15 protein-coding genes are annotated in these 16,406 nt (G+C 45.1%); 4 read left to right on the top strand and 11 right to left on the bottom strand.

Annotation, left to right across the window (positions count from 1 at the left end):
* Nucleotides 1–454: 454 nt before the first annotated feature.
* Nucleotides 455–1,387 carry a carbamate kinase gene (gene arcC, locus HFM85_RS00420; protein ID WP_173736778.1) on the top strand — a complete coding sequence of 311 codons (933 nt, stop codon included), beginning with the start codon at nucleotides 455–457 and terminating at the stop codon, nucleotides 1,385–1,387.
* 123 nt (nucleotides 1,388–1,510) lie between these two features.
* Here the strand turns inward: arcC and nrdD are convergent, their stop codons facing one another.
* Together nrdD and HFM85_RS00410 are read right to left on the bottom strand one after the other, a co-directional pair.
* Nucleotides 1,511–3,646: an anaerobic ribonucleoside-triphosphate reductase gene (gene nrdD / locus HFM85_RS00415; protein ID WP_173736777.1), complete on the bottom strand. Its 2,136-nt coding sequence runs from the start codon at nucleotides 3,644–3,646 to the stop codon at nucleotides 1,511–1,513.
* A gap of 175 nt (nucleotides 3,647–3,821) precedes the next feature.
* On the bottom strand, nucleotides 3,822–4,208 hold the full coding sequence (locus tag HFM85_RS00410) for a hypothetical protein (RefSeq protein WP_173736776.1): 387 nt from the start codon (nucleotides 4,206–4,208) through the stop codon (nucleotides 3,822–3,824).
* 202 nt (nucleotides 4,209–4,410) lie between these two features.
* On the opposite strand from HFM85_RS00410, the gene asnA reads away from it, so the two are divergent.
* Nucleotides 4,411–5,421: an aspartate--ammonia ligase gene (gene asnA, locus HFM85_RS00405; RefSeq protein ID WP_173736775.1), complete on the top strand. Its 1,011-nt coding sequence runs from the start codon at nucleotides 4,411–4,413 to the stop codon at nucleotides 5,419–5,421.
* Between the two features lie 27 nt (nucleotides 5,422–5,448).
* A complete protein-coding gene (locus HFM85_RS00400; RefSeq protein ID WP_173736774.1) occupies nucleotides 5,449–5,883 on the top strand; it encodes a CBS domain-containing protein in 435 nt (144 codons plus the stop codon).
* Between the two features lie 156 nt (nucleotides 5,884–6,039).
* Here the strand turns inward: HFM85_RS00400 and nagA are convergent, their stop codons facing one another.
* The 5 genes from nagA to HFM85_RS00375 form a co-directional block, all read right to left on the bottom strand.
* Nucleotides 6,040–7,143 (bottom strand): N-acetylglucosamine-6-phosphate deacetylase, encoded by a 1,104-nt coding sequence (gene nagA / locus HFM85_RS00395; protein ID WP_173736773.1) that lies wholly within the window; start codon nucleotides 7,141–7,143, stop codon nucleotides 6,040–6,042.
* Nucleotides 7,144–7,186: 43 nt separating this feature from the next.
* Nucleotides 7,187–7,930, bottom strand: coding sequence for a glucosamine-6-phosphate deaminase (nagB, locus tag HFM85_RS00390; protein ID WP_173736772.1), 744 nt, complete (start codon nucleotides 7,928–7,930; stop codon nucleotides 7,187–7,189).
* A gap of 282 nt (nucleotides 7,931–8,212) precedes the next feature.
* Nucleotides 8,213–8,956 (bottom strand): amino acid ABC transporter ATP-binding protein, encoded by a 744-nt coding sequence (locus HFM85_RS00385; RefSeq protein WP_173736771.1) that lies wholly within the window; start codon nucleotides 8,954–8,956, stop codon nucleotides 8,213–8,215.
* A complete protein-coding gene (locus HFM85_RS00380; RefSeq protein ID WP_179976534.1) occupies nucleotides 8,943–9,632 on the bottom strand; it encodes an amino acid ABC transporter permease in 690 nt (229 codons plus the stop codon). Before HFM85_RS00380 ends, HFM85_RS00385 begins: the two co-directional genes overlap by 14 nt.
* 103 nt (nucleotides 9,633–9,735) lie before the next feature.
* On the bottom strand, nucleotides 9,736–10,512 hold the full coding sequence (locus HFM85_RS00375; protein ID WP_173736770.1) for a transporter substrate-binding domain-containing protein: 777 nt from the start codon (nucleotides 10,510–10,512) through the stop codon (nucleotides 9,736–9,738).
* A gap of 364 nt (nucleotides 10,513–10,876) precedes the next feature.
* Between HFM85_RS00375 and dapF the strand changes: the two genes are divergently transcribed.
* Nucleotides 10,877–11,731, top strand: coding sequence for a diaminopimelate epimerase (dapF, locus tag HFM85_RS00370; RefSeq protein ID WP_173736769.1), 855 nt, complete (start codon nucleotides 10,877–10,879; stop codon nucleotides 11,729–11,731).
* Nucleotides 11,732–11,837: 106 nt separating this feature from the next.
* Here the strand turns inward: dapF and HFM85_RS00365 are convergent, their stop codons facing one another.
* The 4 genes from HFM85_RS00365 to HFM85_RS00350 all read right to left on the bottom strand — a co-directional run bounded on the left by HFM85_RS00365 (nucleotide 11,838) and on the right by HFM85_RS00350 (nucleotide 16,348).
* Nucleotides 11,838–12,152 (bottom strand): AzlD domain-containing protein, encoded by a 315-nt coding sequence (locus HFM85_RS00365; protein WP_118168807.1) that lies wholly within the window; start codon nucleotides 12,150–12,152, stop codon nucleotides 11,838–11,840.
* Nucleotides 12,142–12,861: an AzlC family ABC transporter permease gene (locus HFM85_RS00360; protein ID WP_173736768.1), complete on the bottom strand. Its 720-nt coding sequence runs from the start codon at nucleotides 12,859–12,861 to the stop codon at nucleotides 12,142–12,144. The genes HFM85_RS00365 and HFM85_RS00360 overlap by 11 nt, the downstream gene beginning before the upstream one ends.
* A 224-nt stretch (nucleotides 12,862–13,085) precedes the next feature.
* Nucleotides 13,086–13,529 (bottom strand): amino acid-binding protein, encoded by a 444-nt coding sequence (locus HFM85_RS00355; protein ID WP_119239356.1) that lies wholly within the window; start codon nucleotides 13,527–13,529, stop codon nucleotides 13,086–13,088.
* A 446-nt stretch (nucleotides 13,530–13,975) separates the two neighbouring features.
* The gene (locus tag HFM85_RS00350) at nucleotides 13,976–16,348 is read right to left on the bottom strand and encodes a ribonucleoside triphosphate reductase (RefSeq protein WP_173736767.1); all 2,373 of its coding nucleotides are present in this window, start codon (nucleotides 16,346–16,348) and stop codon (nucleotides 13,976–13,978) included.
* Nucleotides 16,349–16,406 lie beyond the last annotated feature (58 nt).

Here is a 16,406-nt window from a genome sequence, read left to right as displayed (position 1 = left end):
ATTCTCTGATATCGTGCAACTGCATATAAAAAATATAAAGTTTGTTTAAACTTTCTTTATAAATTTTCGATTTCTTTTAGAATGCCGACATAATTTAAACATATTTCATCTATATAATAGAACTTGGATAGATGAAAAACCACTCTCTATCTCCCCCCTCAAAAAAATAGTAGGAAATGAGCCGTCTGAGAAATCAGACGGTTTTTCCTTTGTCCCACATTACAGTCTGACATACAGCCTGTTTGCAGTCAGGCTGATATTCACACTCCGCATTCGCCACATAACTCTACACCGAATAGCTGCTTCACAGTTTATCAGTTAAAATTGTATTGCATTTCCCACATGGGTCTTTTATAATAAATATAATAATGTCAGGGCAGAAAATCTTTTGTCCCGACCTGATCGCGGCTTGTTCCGCAGCAGTTCAATTTTAAAGAGAAATGAGGTATTTCCTATGAGCGAAAAAACCGTAGTAGTTGCATTAGGCCACCGAGCACTTGGTACCACACTCCCTGAGCAGAAAACAGCCACACGTCTCGCAGCAAAAGCGATCGCAGACCTGGTAGAAGAAGGAACCCGCGTGGTAATTTCCCACAGCAACGGTCCGCAGGTAGGGATGATCCACACCGCAATGAATGAATTCGGCAAGGCGCATCCTGATTATACATTTGCACCAATGTCTGTCTGCTCTGCCATGAGCCAGGGTTACATCGGCTATGACCTTCAGAACGCCATTCGTACGGAACTGATTTCCAGAGGAATTTTCAAGCCGGTAAGCACAGTTCTTACACAGGTTGTCATCGATCCATATGATGAGGCTTTTGCTGAACCTGAGAAGGTCATCGGTCGTGTTCTCAACGCTGAAGAAGCTGAGGCCGAAGAAGAGAAAGGTAACTTTGTTACAAAAGTTGGCGACGGCCAGTACAGACGAATCCTTGCAGCACCGAAACCGCAGAAGATCGTTGAAATCGAAACAGTGAAGGTTCTTTCCCAGGCTGAGCAGATCGTTATCGCAGCAGGCGGCGGCGGAATCCCGGTTCTTGAGCAGGGCGCACAGCTAAACGGTGCCAGTGCCATCATCGAGAAAGACCGGGCAGCCGGACTTCTTGCCGAGGAGCTGAATGCAGATACCCTGATGATCCTCACAAGTGTTGAGAAAGTAAGCCTTGACCATGAGACAGATCATGAGTCCTATCTGGATACTATCTCCACAGATGATGCGAAGAAATATATTGCAGACAACCAGTTCGCACCTGGTTCCATGCTTCCTAAGATCGAAGCAGGCGTTTCCTTCGTTGAGAAAGGAAACGGACGTCGTACCATCATCACAGATATGGCCCATGCAAAAGATGGTTACTGCGAGAAGACAGGAACTATCATTAAATAAATCTCTGAATATAAAAAAATCCCATGCCCGGATCAAGAGTAAATCCTTGATCAGCGCATGGGATTTTTTATATTATTATTGAATAAAGCACAAACACAACCGCCTCTGTGACCGACCTGTATATTACATAGATTTTCTTTCAGCGATCTCCGCCATCTTCGCCTCATTCAGACGTGTATCACCATGCACACGGCTGTAGGAAAGATATCCGTTCATACGATCGATCTTAGTCAGGTTTCTGGAACCGCATACAGGGCATACGTCCATCTCAAGCTCCTCGTGACCACAGTCGTCACAGTATGCAAGAGAAAGATTTACTCCCTCATAATATCCCAGATCCATGGCTCTGCGGATCAGAGTACGGATCGCTTCTTTATTATATCCGATCGGATAACGTACATACTGAATCTTACCGCCATTGCAAAGCTCCCAGAAACGTCCCTCAAGATCCTGCTTCTCGATGGGAGTCACATCCTCAGTTACATGACAATGGAAACTGTTGCTCACATACGGTCTGTCGGAAACGCCTTCGATAATTCCGTACATCTTACGGAACTGCTCTACCTGCAGGCCGCAAAGACTCTCTGCCGGAGTTCCGTAGATCGCATAAAGATAACCGTCCTCTTTCTTATACTCGTTTACCTTGTTATTGATATATCTCAGAACTTCCAGAGCAAACTCACCATCTTCTGCGATAGATTTGCCATTGTAAAGCTCCTGCAGCTCATTCAGTGCTGTAATACCGAAGGAAGCTGTCATTGGCTTCAGGATCTTACCGATTTTTTCATTTGGTTTCAGATGTCCGCCATAGAAACCACCCTCGCAATATGCAAGCGGATTTGTAGAAGCACGCATCTGTCCCAGGTATTCATAAGTGCGGATATGCAGGTTACGGATCATCTCAAGATAGAAATCCAGAACCTCGTAAAAATCTCTGCTCTCTGCTCTGGCTTTCGCAAGGATCATAGGCAGATGAAGACTCACTGCACCAATGTTAAAACGTCCTACAAAAACAGGTGTATCATTCTCATCAGCCGGCTCCATTCCTCCGCGCTCATACCATGGGCTTAAGAAAGCACGGCATCCCATGGGGCTGATAACTTTCTTATATTTCTTGTACATACTGGAGATGTAGCCTGCACCTGACATGGAAAGCCAGTCCGGATACATGGTCTTGGAGGAACACTCCACACCAGCCTCAAAAATATCCTCACAGCATTTTCCAGGGCCATGGATCTCCTTGTCATAAAGGAACACGATCTTAGGGAAAAGCACCGGCTTCTTATGACCTGTCTTACCCTGTCCGCCCTGATGGACTTTCAGGAGAGAAACAGTACACATCTTCTCAAACTGCTCAGTCCCCAGTCCCAAAGTCACTGTAACAAACGGATAATCGCCTCTGGAAGAACCAACCGTATTCAGCTTGTACTCAATTCCCTGCCATCCCTGGTCGTACTCTCTTCGTACTTTATCAAGAGCATACTCTATTGCTTTCTCCTCGCGGCCCTTCCAGCTCTCATCGGAGTATTTCATAAATTCGGAAATATATTTATCATAGCTCTTCTTGGCATATGGCGCAAGGATCTTATCTACCTCCGGCACTGTAAATCCACCGTACTGCTGTGCTGCTGTACTGAGGATAATATCACCCATAACATCAAAAGCAGTATCCAGAGTCTTAGGCTCGTTATACCATACATTACCCATCTCAAAACCACCGCGCAGAACAGCAGCTACATCAAAGAGACAGCAGTTCATGGTATCCAGACGTGCTGACTGATCATGAATATAAATATAGCCATCCTTACATGCCTGAAGCTCGTTGCGGTTCATAAAGAATTTACGGTAAAGCTCCTTGTTCAGCTCATTAAAGATCAGACTTCTCTTGGTAGCTACAAGTGCACTGTCTGTATTGGCATTACTCTTGTCTCCAATGTAACGGATTGCCTGACTCTTGGTATAGACGTCATCCATCATATGAATGAAATCCAGCTTATAATTACGGTAATCGCGATAGCTCTTGGCTACAGCCGGGTTCACACGCTCCAGGGCACCCTCTACGATATTGTGCATCTCCTGGATCTCGATCTCATTTTTTCCAAGGGAATCTGCATGCTCCTGGGCAAATCTGCAGATAAAATCCTTCTCCTCATCTGAAAAAGTATAAAGTATACGCTCTGCTGACTTATTCACGGCAGCCACGATCTTCAGAGGATTGAACTCCTCTCTTGTCCCGTCTTTCTTAATCACATATATCATGACTCATCTCTCCCGATACTATATATAGTACTATAGTTCTCTATATCTTGATTTTTCTCTATATATTGTGCTAGGCATGAGTATACCACAGCTGGCATGAAAAGAAAAGGGGGTATTTCTGTATACAAGAAAATACAGACTCTTAGTACTGCCTGATCTCACTGCGGAAATATTCTTACAAATTTGTTCCGATCCAGTCAATAATAGTATCCAGCAATCCCGGAATTGCACAAAGCAGACCGATGATCAGCCATATGATCCAGCCTTTCCCGCCGGATTTCCGGCTGATATTTCCGCTTCTGCTGTTCTGCCTGTCCACGTTTCCTGTATTTCGATTCCCGTTCGTATTCCGGTTTTCTCTTCCACCACGCTGCACTGTTTTGCTCCCAGGCTGCTCATACTGCCGCATCAGATCACGCACTTTAGCTGAAGCGTGCTTATAATGTACCTCCCTAGGCTCATTAAGGTGATACAGTATTTCATCATTTCTATAAGGCATCCCACACAATGAACACCTTCCATTTATAACCTTTCCTCCGCAAATCTGACATTTCTCAGCCATAAACAACCTCCATTCGGTCTGTCAGAACAGACATTTTAAAATAATTCTCTTTTTTCCAGTATATCACACCAGACCTTTAATACCCAGTATTTTTCCTGAATTCAAAGCCAGACTTCCCTCTCCCCTTATTGCCACTCCCCCCATTTTCTGCTATAATACCACACAGAGCAAACAAGCAAAAAAATCATCAGGAGGACCGATAATGAATACAATCACAATCCCCGCAACCTATCATGCAGACCTGAACCTCCATGATACACAGATTGCGATCAAAACTGTAAAAGATTTCTTTCAGCAGACACTCTCCCAGAAGCTCAATCTTCTCCGGGTATCCGCACCGACTTTCGTAGCACCGGAATCCGGTCTTAACGATAACCTGAATGGTGTGGAGCGTCCTGTAAGTTTTGATATCAAAGCTATCGAAGGCAGCAACGCTGAAATCGTACACTCCCTGGCCAAGTGGAAACGCTACGCACTGAAGAAATACGGTTTTTCTCACGGAGAAGGACTTTACACAGATATGGTAGCAATCCGCCGCGATGAAGATCTTGACAATATCCACTCTGTTTATGTAGATCAGTGGGACTGGGAGAAGATCATCTCCAGGGAAGAGCGTTCCGTAGAAACCCTTAAGGAAACTGTACGCAATATCTACAGCGTCCTTCGTAAAACTGAGAAATACATGGCAGTACAGTACGATTACATCGAAGAGATCCTTCCGAAAGATATTTTCTTTATCACAACCCAGGAACTTCTTGATATGTATCCGGACTGCACACCGAAGGAACGCGAATACAGGATCACCCGTGAAAAAGGTGCTGTATTCCTTATGAAAGTCGGCAAAACTCTCACAAACGGAGAGCGTCACGACGGACGTGCCCCGGACTACGATGACTGGGAACTGAACGGCGATATCCTGGTATATTATCCTGTACTTGATATTGCCCTGGAGCTTTCCTCCATGGGAATCCGTGTTGATGAGGACGCACTTGACCGTCAGCTCACAGAAGCAGGCTGCAATGACAGAAGAGAGCTTCCTTTCCAGAAAGCAATCCTTAACAGGGAACTTCCATACACCATCGGCGGTGGAATCGGCCAGTCCCGAATCTGCATGTTTTTCCTTCGCAAAGCACACATCGGTGAAGTTCATGTATCTCTCTGGCCAAAAGAGATCACAGATGCTGCTGAGGCACACGGACTTCAGCTTCTGTAAAACAGCTCAGAGAAATGAGGTGATAACGTGAACATTCTGTTTTTTCTGATTCCCAAAAGCGAAGTTGCCTACATCTTCGAAGATGAAACACTTCGCCAGACCCTGGAAAAAATGGAGCATCGCAAATACTCCTGCATCCCGATTCTTACCATGGACGGTAAATATCTTGGAACAATCTCAGAGGGCGATCTTCTGTGGGGAATGCGCCACGCTGATATCCATGATATCAAAGAGACTGAAGGAGTTCCTGTTATGGCGATTCCACGCCGTGCAACCTATAAGCCGGTGCACGCAGACTCCAATATGGAAGATCTTCTGGACCGCGCTATTAATCAGAATTTTGTTCCGGTTGTAGATGACCAGGGTTCTTTTATCGGAATCATAACCAGAAAGTCAATCATCAAATACTGCTACAACGAAATGAAGGCAGCACAGAAATCCGAAGACGAAAAAAACGGATAATTTTCGTTTTCAGCAGTCTGTCAGCTGCATGCAAAAAGGATGGCATTCATTTTCCGTTATACAATAATACGGAAAATGCTGCCATCCTTTTTATTTCCGGTTTCCACCGGACATTCATCTTTCACTCTTAAAAAAATCCTGCTTCACTCTGACACTCTATATCACTTTTACAATATTAAGTTTTTCATCTGCAAGCACAATATCTGCCTTCTTTCCCGGTACAAGAGATCCCACTTCATCATATATTCCAATACTTCTGGCTGGATTCCTGGTTGCCGCAAACACTGCTGCCCGCTCCGGCACTCCCATTGCGATCACACATCTCATACATTCATACAGACTGGTAGCAGAGCCGGCAATGGTTCCGTCCTCCAGCACTGCCTTCCTGTCCTTCACAGTCACCTTCTGTCCGCCAAGCTCATAAAATCCATTTGCCATTCCTGCAGCCATCATGGAATCACTGATCAGTACTATACGTTCTTCTCCAAACATACGAAATGTATTACGTACTACTGCCGGATCAATATGAATACCATCGCCGATCATCTCAACCATACATTCCGGATCATCAGCAGCCGCACAGACTACCCCCGGTGCACGATGTCCCATATCATTCATTGCATTGTAAAGATGGGTCACATGATGAGCACCGCTCTTCATGGCAGAAGCTGCACAGTCATAATCAGCATCTGTATGACCTATGGAGATCACTACATCATCCTTCAACTCCCGGATAAACGTCTCTGCCCCCTCCATATTCGGTGCCACGGTAACAACACGTATCCTGCCGCCGGATGCTTTCTGGCACTCCCTGAAAAAATCAATATCCGGTTTTCGGATATATTTTTCAACGTGTGCACCTTTTTTTACCGGATCAAGAAAAGGTCCTTCCATGTTCAGTCCGACGATTCGAGCACAATCCGCATCCGGTTTCACTGCATCTGCGGAAGCAAATATCCGTATCAGCATATCAATAGGCAGCGTCATGGAAGTAGGACAGTAAGATGTAATACCCTGGGATTTTTCATACCTGAGAATTTCTTTCAGACCAGTGGCATCTGCATCTGAAAAATCATGCCCGACTGCACCATGGCTGTGAATATCAACAAGTCCCGGCAGTACCTTTAACCCGGCCGCATCAATTTCTTCTTTTTCCGAAACCTCTGTCCCGCAGTCAACGATTCTTCCATTTTCCACATAGAGATCCATTCTCCGATAAGTGCCATCCTCCTGAAAAACATTTCCGTTTCTGATGATCATAGTTCTTCTTTTCCCCTCTCCGCAGTTCTCTCATGCTCTGTGCTTATAAAAGTCCTTTTTCTCTGATAATCCCCAAAGCCTCTTCATCTGCCACAACAGTAAGATCCGGGTGCAGCTGCAGGATAGACGCAGGCACATTCGGCGTAATAGGTCCATACAATGAATTATACAATGCTTCTGCCTTACCCGCTCCTGTGGCTATGAGAAGAATTTTTTTTGCAGCCATGATGTTCTTGATTCCCATGGTATATGCCTGTTTCGGAACCTCATCCATGCTGTCAAAAAATCTGGCATTCGCCCTGATGGTACTTTCTGTCAGATCCACACAATGGGTTTCTTTCTCAAAAGCCGATCCGGGCTCATTGAAGCCGATATGTCCGTTTCCCCCGATTCCCAGAAGCTGCATGTCCACACCACCGGTTTCACGGATAACCTCATTGTATTGTGCGCACGCCTTCTCACTGTCTTCTTCCAGACCATCCGGCACAAAAGTTCTTGCCTTGTCAATATTTACATGGTCAAAAAGGTTCCTGTTCATAAAATAGCGGTAACTCTGGTCATTGTCTCCTGAAAGTCCCTTATATTCATCCAGATTCACAGTTGTCACCTTTGAAAAATCCAGATCCCCTTTTCTGTACCATTCTGCCAGCTGTGCATACATGCCTACAGGCGTGGAACCTGTAGCCAGACCGAGAACTGCATCCGGTTTCATGATAATCTGTGCAGACATAATATTGGCTGCCTTTCTGCTTACATCCTGATAATCTTTTCCTGCGTAAATAACCATATTTTTATTTCCCCCTTTTATATTTTTTGCTGTTTACGCCCAAATTTTGTAAAATACAATCCCATATTTTAATCGCTGCTGTTCACTCCGTGACCAGCAGCACTCTTCGCAAAGCAAACTTGATTCCCGGGGTTTCTGTGACCTTCTCCTACATAAAAACTCCGCAGAATATTGCCTGCGAATAATAGCATCATTATACCATATACTGTACTACAAAAAAAGCCGATATTTTCCGTTCTGCATACAATACAGTTCACGAAAAGCACCGGCTTTTGGATTTTTTTATAATGTTTTTGAAAGGAACTCACGAAGTCGTTTGTTCTTTGGATTTGCAAAAAACTCTTTCGGAGAATTCTCCTCCTGGATCTTCCCTTCATCGATAAAAAGAACTCTTGTTGCCACTTCACGGGCAAATCCCATCTCATGTGTTACCACTACCATGGTCATGCCGGATTTTGCAAGCTCCTGCATCAGTTCCAGAACCTCACCGACCATCTCCGGGTCAAGGGCAGATGTTGGCTCATCAAAAAGCATCACATCCGGATTCATAGCCAGGGATCTTGCAATGGCAATACGCTGCTTCTGACCGCCGGAAAGCATATCCGGATAGGAATCTGCCTTATCCGGAAGACCGACACGCTTCAGAAGCTCCAGAGCTGTTTTCTCTGCCTCTTCTTTGCTCATCAGCTTCAGAGTTACCGGCGCAAGCATAATGTTCTCTTTTACAGTCTTGTGAGGGAACAGGTTAAACTGCTGGAACACCATTCCGATCTTCTGACGGTGACGGTTGATATCCACCTTCGGATCTGTGATGTCTGTTCCTTCGAAGAGGATTTTTCCCCCGGTAGGCTCCTCCAGAAGATTCAGGGAACGGAGGAATGTGGATTTACCGCAGCCGGATGGTCCGATGATGGCTACTACTTCACCCCTGCGGATCTGTGTGGTAATTCCGTTGAGAACCTGATTACCGCCATAGGCCTTTTCAAGTCCCTGCACATCAAGAAGTACTTCATTACTTACGCTCATTGGTTCTCAGCCTCCTCTCAAGTTTTCCTACAAGGTAGGTAAGGAAGCAAACGATCACAAGATAGATCGCTGCTACTGCCAGCAATGGAAAAAGTGCGCTGTATGTCTGGCTTCGGATAATATCACCGCCACGGGTCAGATCTGTAAGACCGATGTAACCACTGATGGATGTCTCTTTTAAGAGAACGATCAGCTCATTTCCAAGTGCAGGAAGAATATTTTTGACTGCCTGCGGAAGAATGATCTTCGTCATAGTCTGTGTATAATTAAGGCCCAGGCTTCGGCCTGCCTCAAACTGTCCCTGGTCAATGGACATGATACCGGAACGGACGATCTCAGCTACGTATGCAGCGGAGTTCATACCGAATGCAATAATAGCAACTACGATCTTACCTGGATCTACAGTTGCAAAAATAACATAGTAAACGATCAGCAGCTGTACCATGGTTGGTGTACCGCGGATCACTGTCAGGTAAACTCTGCAGATTGCATTGAGGATCTTAAGCTTACCTGTTTTATCATGTGTGGAACGGACAATGGCGATCACAAATCCAAGGAAAATACCAAGCAGAACCGCAAAGAATGTGATTATGATGGTGTTTTTCAGACCGGATACAATGAACTGCCAGCGATTGTCGTCCAGAAAGTTAAACTGAAACTGTTCAATAAGACTCAAAATTTCCACCCTTTCCAAAATTACAGGTTCCAGACTCCGGAAATGCCCCCGGATATCCGGAACCTGAATTCAGTTCTTATAATTTTCTGTCAGAAAAATCTCTTTATTTCTGTACAATGATAACCTGTTCTGCTGTTGTGTATGGATCTGTGAAATCAACGCTCTTCTTACGGTCTTCTGTTACAGTCATTCCTGCTGCACCGAAATCTGCTTTTCCGGATTTAACCGCATTTACGATGGCGTCAAACTCCATATCCTCGATCTTCAGCTCATATCCAAGTTTATCGCAGACAGCCTGAGCGATATCAGCATCAATACCTACGATATTATCTCCGTCATAGTATTCGTATGGCTGGAATGTTGCGTTAGTTGCCATTGTAAGAGTTCCCTTGGAATGATCTGCATCCTTCGGAGACTCATATGGTGTCTTACCAGCGTCATCACCGATGTAGTTATCTCTGATGGAATCCAGTGTTCCCTCATCCTTCAGCTCCTTCAGTGCTTCATTGAACTCTTTCGTCAGATCTTCATTGTCTTTGGAAAGACAGATTGCATACTCCTCTTTGTCAAAAACATCCTCAATGATATCAAGGTCGTCGTTTTTCTCAACAAATTTCTTAGCCGGCTCGCTGTCGATAACTACACAGTCAACTTTACCCTGTTTCAGAGCAAGAACTGCATCGTTTCCTTTATTGTATCTCTCTACTGTTGCATCCTTGATGTCTGTTGCAAGTGTATCACCTGTTGTTCCAAGCTGAACACCGATCTTCTTACCTTCCAGATCATCTGCACTTTTAATCTCATCTGCTGCAAAAACAGCGGATGTCATGGATACTGTCATAGCTGCTGCAAGTGCAAGTGCCATAAATTTTCTCTTCATTTTTTTCTTCCTCCTGAATTTTGTGTACATCGCGAAAGGGGCTGCTTTCTTACAAAGCCAAAGCAGCACATTTCGCGATGCACAGCATAATTATGCAATGTTATGCATATTGCTTTGTTTTATGATACCATGTTTTCAATAAAATGCAAGCACCGAAAACCTATATCCAGGATTTTTTCTTTCCAATCCATGGTAAAATTCACTTTTCGATAACAATTATCCAGTATACTATAATACCAGAGGAAGAAATTGAAACACTGTTCACTCCGCAGCCGGCCAATATTCCCGGAATGTTTTTACAGTAAGGGCTTGTGCTCCTGCGGAAAAACCAAGTATAATAGTCTGGAATAAGGAGGTTATTATTATGAAATTCACGAAAATGCACGGCATTGGAAACGATTATGTATATGTAAACTGTTTTGAGGAGACTGTCAAGGATCCGTCAGCTGTAGCGAAATTTGTCAGCGACCGCCACTTTGGCATCGGTTCCGACGGTCTGATCCTGATCCGCCCGTCCGAGATCGCAGACTGCGAGATGGATATGTACAACCTGGATGGTTCCCAGGGTGCAATGTGCGGAAACGGAATCCGCTGCGTTGCCAAATATGTCTACGATCACGGTATTGTGGACAAGACATCCTTAAGCATTGCCACAAGAAGCGGTATTAAATATGTAGATCTCACCATCCGCGACGGCAAGGCTTCCATGGTAAAAGTCAACATGGGCTCCCCGATCCTTACTGCAAAAGAGATCCCTGTCGTTGCTGAGACTGAACAGGTCATCAATGCGCCTATCACTGTGGATGGAAAAGAATACCGCATGACTGCTGTTTCCATGGGTAATCCTCATGCGATCATTTATGTAGATGATGTAGACAGCCTTGATCTGGAAAAAATCGGCCCTTCTTTTGAGAATCACGTATGCTTCCCTGACAGGGTCAACACGGAATTTGTCCAGCTGATCGACCGCAATACTGTGAAGATGCGTGTCTGGGAGCGTGGCTCCGGTGAGACACTGGCCTGCGGTACAGGTGCCTGCGCAGTAGCTGTTTCCTCCATACTCAACGACAAAGTGGACGGCACAAAACCGGTAACTGTACAGCTTCTCGGCGGTAACTTAAGCATTTCCTGGGAAAGAGACGAAAACCTCGTATACATGACCGGACCTGCAACTACAGTGTTCGACGGAGAAATTGATCTTGGTTTTCTTGGTGAATAAATGATAAAGGGAGAAAGCCTTCAAATGCTTTCTCCCATACTTTAGAGACAATTACTTATTGCCGATCCAGATATTTTTAAGTATTCTTTGTTAAAACTTCGTTCTCTCAGATAAATACCAGCACCCGCTCCACAATAAACACTGCCGCGCATGCCAGCAGTGCCACTGTGATCAGGCTCTTTTCCTTATATGCTGCGATGAGGGCTACGAAGAAGCCTGCTGCGCCGGAGATGATGCTGTCTGTGGCTTTGAGGATGGCCGGGAAAGTCATTGCTGCCAGACAGGCGTATGGTACATAGTACAGAAAGGACTTGATAAACGGGCTTCTGATCTCATTTTTTGCAAGAGCAAGGGGCAGCATACGGATCAGGTAGGTGACTGCTGCCATCACCAGGATATAGAGATATACATTATGACTCATGAGATGCTTCCTCCTTCTCTTCCACCGGGCAGAAATAAGCTGCCAGACCTGCAACCAGCAGTGTTGTAATGATGATCATAAATCCGGAAGATACCTGCTTCAGCACAGGAATCACCGCAAAGATAGTGCTGACTGCCATGGAAGCCACAACAACACCAAGAACAGATTTGCTCTTCTTGGATGGTGGAATGATGATCGCCAGGAACATTCCGTAAATAGCCACGCTCAGTGCACTGAGCATAAAATCCGGAAGAAGGCTTCCTGAAATACCGCCCACCAGGGTTCCCAAAGTCCATCCAGGGATCGCTACACACATAGCTCCGTAATTATAAAATACGCTGACTTTTCCCTCCTGGGCCGCACTGATCCCGAAGATCTCATCTGTGATTCCGAATGCAGCGATGTACTTCAGGATACCTGATTCCTCACGCCGGAATTTCTGCGACAGGGAAAAAGACATCAGACAATACCTGAGGTTGATCACCAACTGGGTCATAGCCATCTCCCACATGGAACCCCCTGCAAAAATAATATCCAGTCCTGCAAACTGCCCAGCTGATGTCAGGTTGGTCAGCGAGATAAGAACTGCCTGCCAGATACTTAAACCTCCGGCAACGGCCATCATGCCAAAGGTGAACGACACTGCAAAATATCCCAATGCAATGGGAATGCCATCCTTCATACCTTTTCTGAAACTTTCTCTTTTCATCGATTTCCTCCATTGTATGTACGTCCGCCAGGCAGATGAGATCATCTGCGTTTACGGCCCGACCCAGAATTCTATGTAGTCATAAACCTGGTTGTACACGTAAATAAGAGCGTGCCTGGAAACTTTTTTCTGCTTCCTGACACGCTCTTTTATTGTAGCATTGCCATATCAAAACTTCAATACTTCACAGCAAAATGCGATACTTCATTCCTGAATTTCCTTTTTTATTTCTCTTCTTCTGCTCCGTCCGGATTCACAAGGCGATTGAGAACTTTGAAGCCGTTGTTGCGGAGTACGCTCTCTGCAACCAGAAGATCTTCACAGTGCATGATCGCTACCGGGACTTTCAGGCCCCTGTGGAAGAAGGTGTAAATGTAGTGAAGGTTTACATTGCTGTCGCCCATAACGCTTAAGAGCTTGTCCAGACCGCCGATCTCGTCCTGAAGGTCTACAAGGATCGCCTGTGTGATACGTGTCATGTAGCCATTCTCAGCCATGATCTTGTCTGCTTTTTCCGGTGCATCACATACCATACGGAAGTTTGCGAATTCCGGAGCGTCAAAGCAGCCAAAGCCGTAGATGTCGATCTGATTCTCCGCAAGGATCTTAGTTACTTTCTGAAGACTTCCAGGGGTGTTTTCTACAAAAACGATGTTCTGTTTTACCATAATCTATTCCTCATTTCTATATAGTTTTTCTTTCCCAAAGGAGGAGTTTTGTTACATTTTACAGGCCTTTTCAATGTTTAACAGCAGCGTGCCCGGAAAAAGGGAACGCAAAAGGAAAATGATCTCCGGGTATCCCCCTGCCGCACACAGCAACCACGTTTTATATTTGCGCGTTAAAGCGTAACGCTTTCAATCATTAAATTCAAGTATCAGTATATCATACACCCACAAAATGTCAATTACAAATTAAAAAAACATACAAAAAGCCGGACACACATCCCTCGACATGTGCCCAGTCTTTGCCTTGCGAATCTTAACAATCCACTACATTTCATGTATGCAATACAATCAGAAAACTTACCGTTTCATTTGAAACAAAACAATTCTACGCTAATCCAAGACCTCACGTCTATGAACGCACCCAATTGCAGTTGCCTATGAAGACCTCAGTCAAGTTCTTCATCCACATACTTCTGAATATTAGAAGCATTCACATACTTCTTAACCTGTGCCCCGTCAGTGATCACCAGAGTCGGAGCCTGGCGGATCCCATACTGTTTGACAAGCTCCGGATTCTGCTCTGCGTCGATGATCTCCAGCTCTTCACCTTCCAGCATCTTTTTTGCCATACGGCAGTTCGGGCAGGTGCTTGTTGTAAACAGATACTTATGAGATGCAACCGGCTGGATCTCAACCTCGTCACCTTTCATGGTCATCACACTGGTATGAACCTTTTTCAGCTGTGAATGTGTGATATCATAAAGCGTACGGTTCTTATACTCCTGAGTCTTACCGTCATTCCAGTTCTGTACAGGACGGTAATATCCTGTGATACGGCTGTAGACCTCAGCCTTCTTGCCGCATTTCGGACAGGTAAAGTGCTCTCCGCTGATGTAACCATGCTCCTGACATACAGAATATGTAGGAGAAATGGTGTAATACGGCAGGCGATAGTTCTCTGCGATCTTACGTACAAGAGAAGCTGCTGCTTTCCAGTCCGGAAGCTTCTCGCCAAGAAATGCGTGGAATACAGTTCCTGATGTATACAATGTCTGCAGATCATCCTGGATATCCAGTGCGTCAAAAATATCCGCAGTATAGTCAACAGGCAGATGAGAGCTGTTTGTATAATACGGTGTGTCGCCCTCTTTTCCTGCTGTCAGAATGTCCGGATAACGCTTTCTGTCATGCTTTGCAAGACGGTAAGCTGTAGACTCCGCAGGTGTTGCCTCCAGGTTGAAAAGTTCTCCCGGATACTGCTCCTGGTAGTCAGACAAACGGTTTCTCATATGCTCCAGGACTTCCTTTGTAAACTTCTGGGTTGCAGGATCTGTCATATCCTTCTTAAGCCAGCATGCGTTCAGACCGGCCTCGTTCATTCCCACAAGACCAATGGTGGAAAAATGATTATCAAAGCTTCCAAGATATCTCCTGGTATACGGATACAATCCCTCATCAAGAAGCTTGCTGATCACATCTCTCTTAATGTGAAGAGATCTTGCGGAAATATCCATCATTCTGTCCAAACGGCGGTAAAACTCCTGAGGACTTTTTGACAGATATGCGATACGCGGCATGTTGATGGTAACAACGCCTACAGAACCTGTACTCTCACCGGAACCGAAGAAACCACCGCTCTTTTTGCGAAGCTCACGGAGATCCAGGCGGAGACGGCAGCACATACTGCGGATGTCGCTTGGTTTCATATCGCTGTTGATATAGTTGGAAAAATACGGAGTACCGTACTTGGATGTCATTTCAAAAAGAAGTCTGTTGTTCTCAGTGTCAGACCAGTCAAACTCTTTAGTGATGGAATAAGTCGGGATTGGATACTGGAATCCACGGCCGTTGGCATCGCCCTCGATCATGGTCTCAATAAATGCCTTATTGACCATATCCATCTCTCTCTTACAGTCTTTATACTTGAAATCCATATCCCTGCCGCCTACAATAGCAGGAAGCTCTGCAAGATCATCCGGAACTGTCCAGTCCAGTGTAATATTTGAGAACGGTGCTTGTGTTCCCCATCGGCTCGGTGTATTTACCCCGTAAACAAAAGCCTCGATACATTTCTTAACCTCCGGATAGGAAAGATTGTCTGCCTTTACAAAAGGAGCCAGATACGTATCAAAAGATGAAAATGCCTGTGCCCCGGCCCACTCATTCTGCATGATCCCCAGGAAATTCACCATCTGGTTGCAGAGCACGCTTAAATGCTTCGCAGGTGCGGAAGTGATCTTGCCCTCGATCCCGCCAAGTCCCTCACGAATCAGCTGTTTCAGTGACCAGCCTGCACAGTAGCCTGTAAGCATGGAAAGATCATGGATATGGATATCTGCATTCCTGTGTGCCTCTGCGATCTCATTATCATAAATCTCAGACAGCCAGTAATTGGCAGTTACTGCACCGGAATTGCTTAAGATCAGTCCTCCTACGGAATAGGTGACAGTTGAGTTCTCTTTTACACGCCAGTCTTCAACCTTCACATAGCTGTTTACGATCTCTTTATAATCAAGGATGGTAGATTTCATATTGCGGATCTTCTCACGCTGTTTACGATACAGGATATAAGCCTTGGCAACATCGGAATATCCTGCCTGGATCAGTACATTCTCCACACTGTCCTGGATATCCTCTACTGAAATTCGATTGTTCTCGATCTTATTCTGAAAATCTGCAGTAACACGAAGCCCCAGAAGATCGATCATATCCGGGCTGTAATTCTTGCCCTTCGCATCGAATGCCTTGTCAATGGCTGCGGTGATCTTTCCCATTTTAAATCCATCCAGTTCGCCGTCTCTTTTTACTACCTGAAACATAAAAAATGCCTCCCTCACACATGTATATATAAAGTGTTTTTGATCACTGATCAGACCT

Origin of the sequence: Blautia schinkii (assembly GCF_013304825.1) — a bacterium.
GTDB lineage: Bacteria > Bacillota > Clostridia > Lachnospirales > Lachnospiraceae > Blautia_A > Blautia_A schinkii_B.
Note: the sequence above shows the minus strand (reverse complement) of the source record. Positions and strands in the feature narration are given on the sequence as shown.

Coding starts and splice junctions, on each gene's coding strand:
- HFM85_RS00385 (WP_173736771.1), bottom strand. CDS start 8,956: ATGAGCGTAAGTAATGAAGTACTTCTTGATGTGCAGGGACTTGAAAAG.
- nagB (WP_173736772.1), bottom strand. CDS start 7,930: ATGGTTATTTACGCAGGAAAAGATTATCAGGATGTAAGCAGAAAGGCA.
- asnA (WP_173736775.1), top strand. CDS start 4,411: ATGAATACAATCACAATCCCCGCAACCTATCATGCAGACCTGAACCTC.
- nrdD (WP_173736777.1), bottom strand. CDS start 3,646: ATGATATATGTGATTAAGAAAGACGGGACAAGAGAGGAGTTCAATCCT.
- HFM85_RS00375 (WP_173736770.1), bottom strand. CDS start 10,512: ATGAAGAGAAAATTTATGGCACTTGCACTTGCAGCAGCTATGACAGTA.
- HFM85_RS00350 (WP_173736767.1), bottom strand. CDS start 16,348: ATGTTTCAGGTAGTAAAAAGAGACGGCGAACTGGATGGATTTAAAATG.
- dapF (WP_173736769.1), top strand. CDS start 10,877: ATGAAATTCACGAAAATGCACGGCATTGGAAACGATTATGTATATGTA.
- HFM85_RS00360 (WP_173736768.1), bottom strand. CDS start 12,861: ATGAAAAGAGAAAGTTTCAGAAAAGGTATGAAGGATGGCATTCCCATT.
- HFM85_RS00355 (WP_119239356.1), bottom strand. CDS start 13,529: ATGGTAAAACAGAACATCGTTTTTGTAGAAAACACCCCTGGAAGTCTT.
- nagA (WP_173736773.1), bottom strand. CDS start 7,143: ATGATCATCAGAAACGGAAATGTTTTTCAGGAGGATGGCACTTATCGG.
- HFM85_RS00410 (WP_173736776.1), bottom strand. CDS start 4,208: ATGGCTGAGAAATGTCAGATTTGCGGAGGAAAGGTTATAAATGGAAGG.
- HFM85_RS00365 (WP_118168807.1), bottom strand. CDS start 12,152: ATGAGTCATAATGTATATCTCTATATCCTGGTGATGGCAGCAGTCACC.
- arcC (WP_173736778.1), top strand. CDS start 455: ATGAGCGAAAAAACCGTAGTAGTTGCATTAGGCCACCGAGCACTTGGT.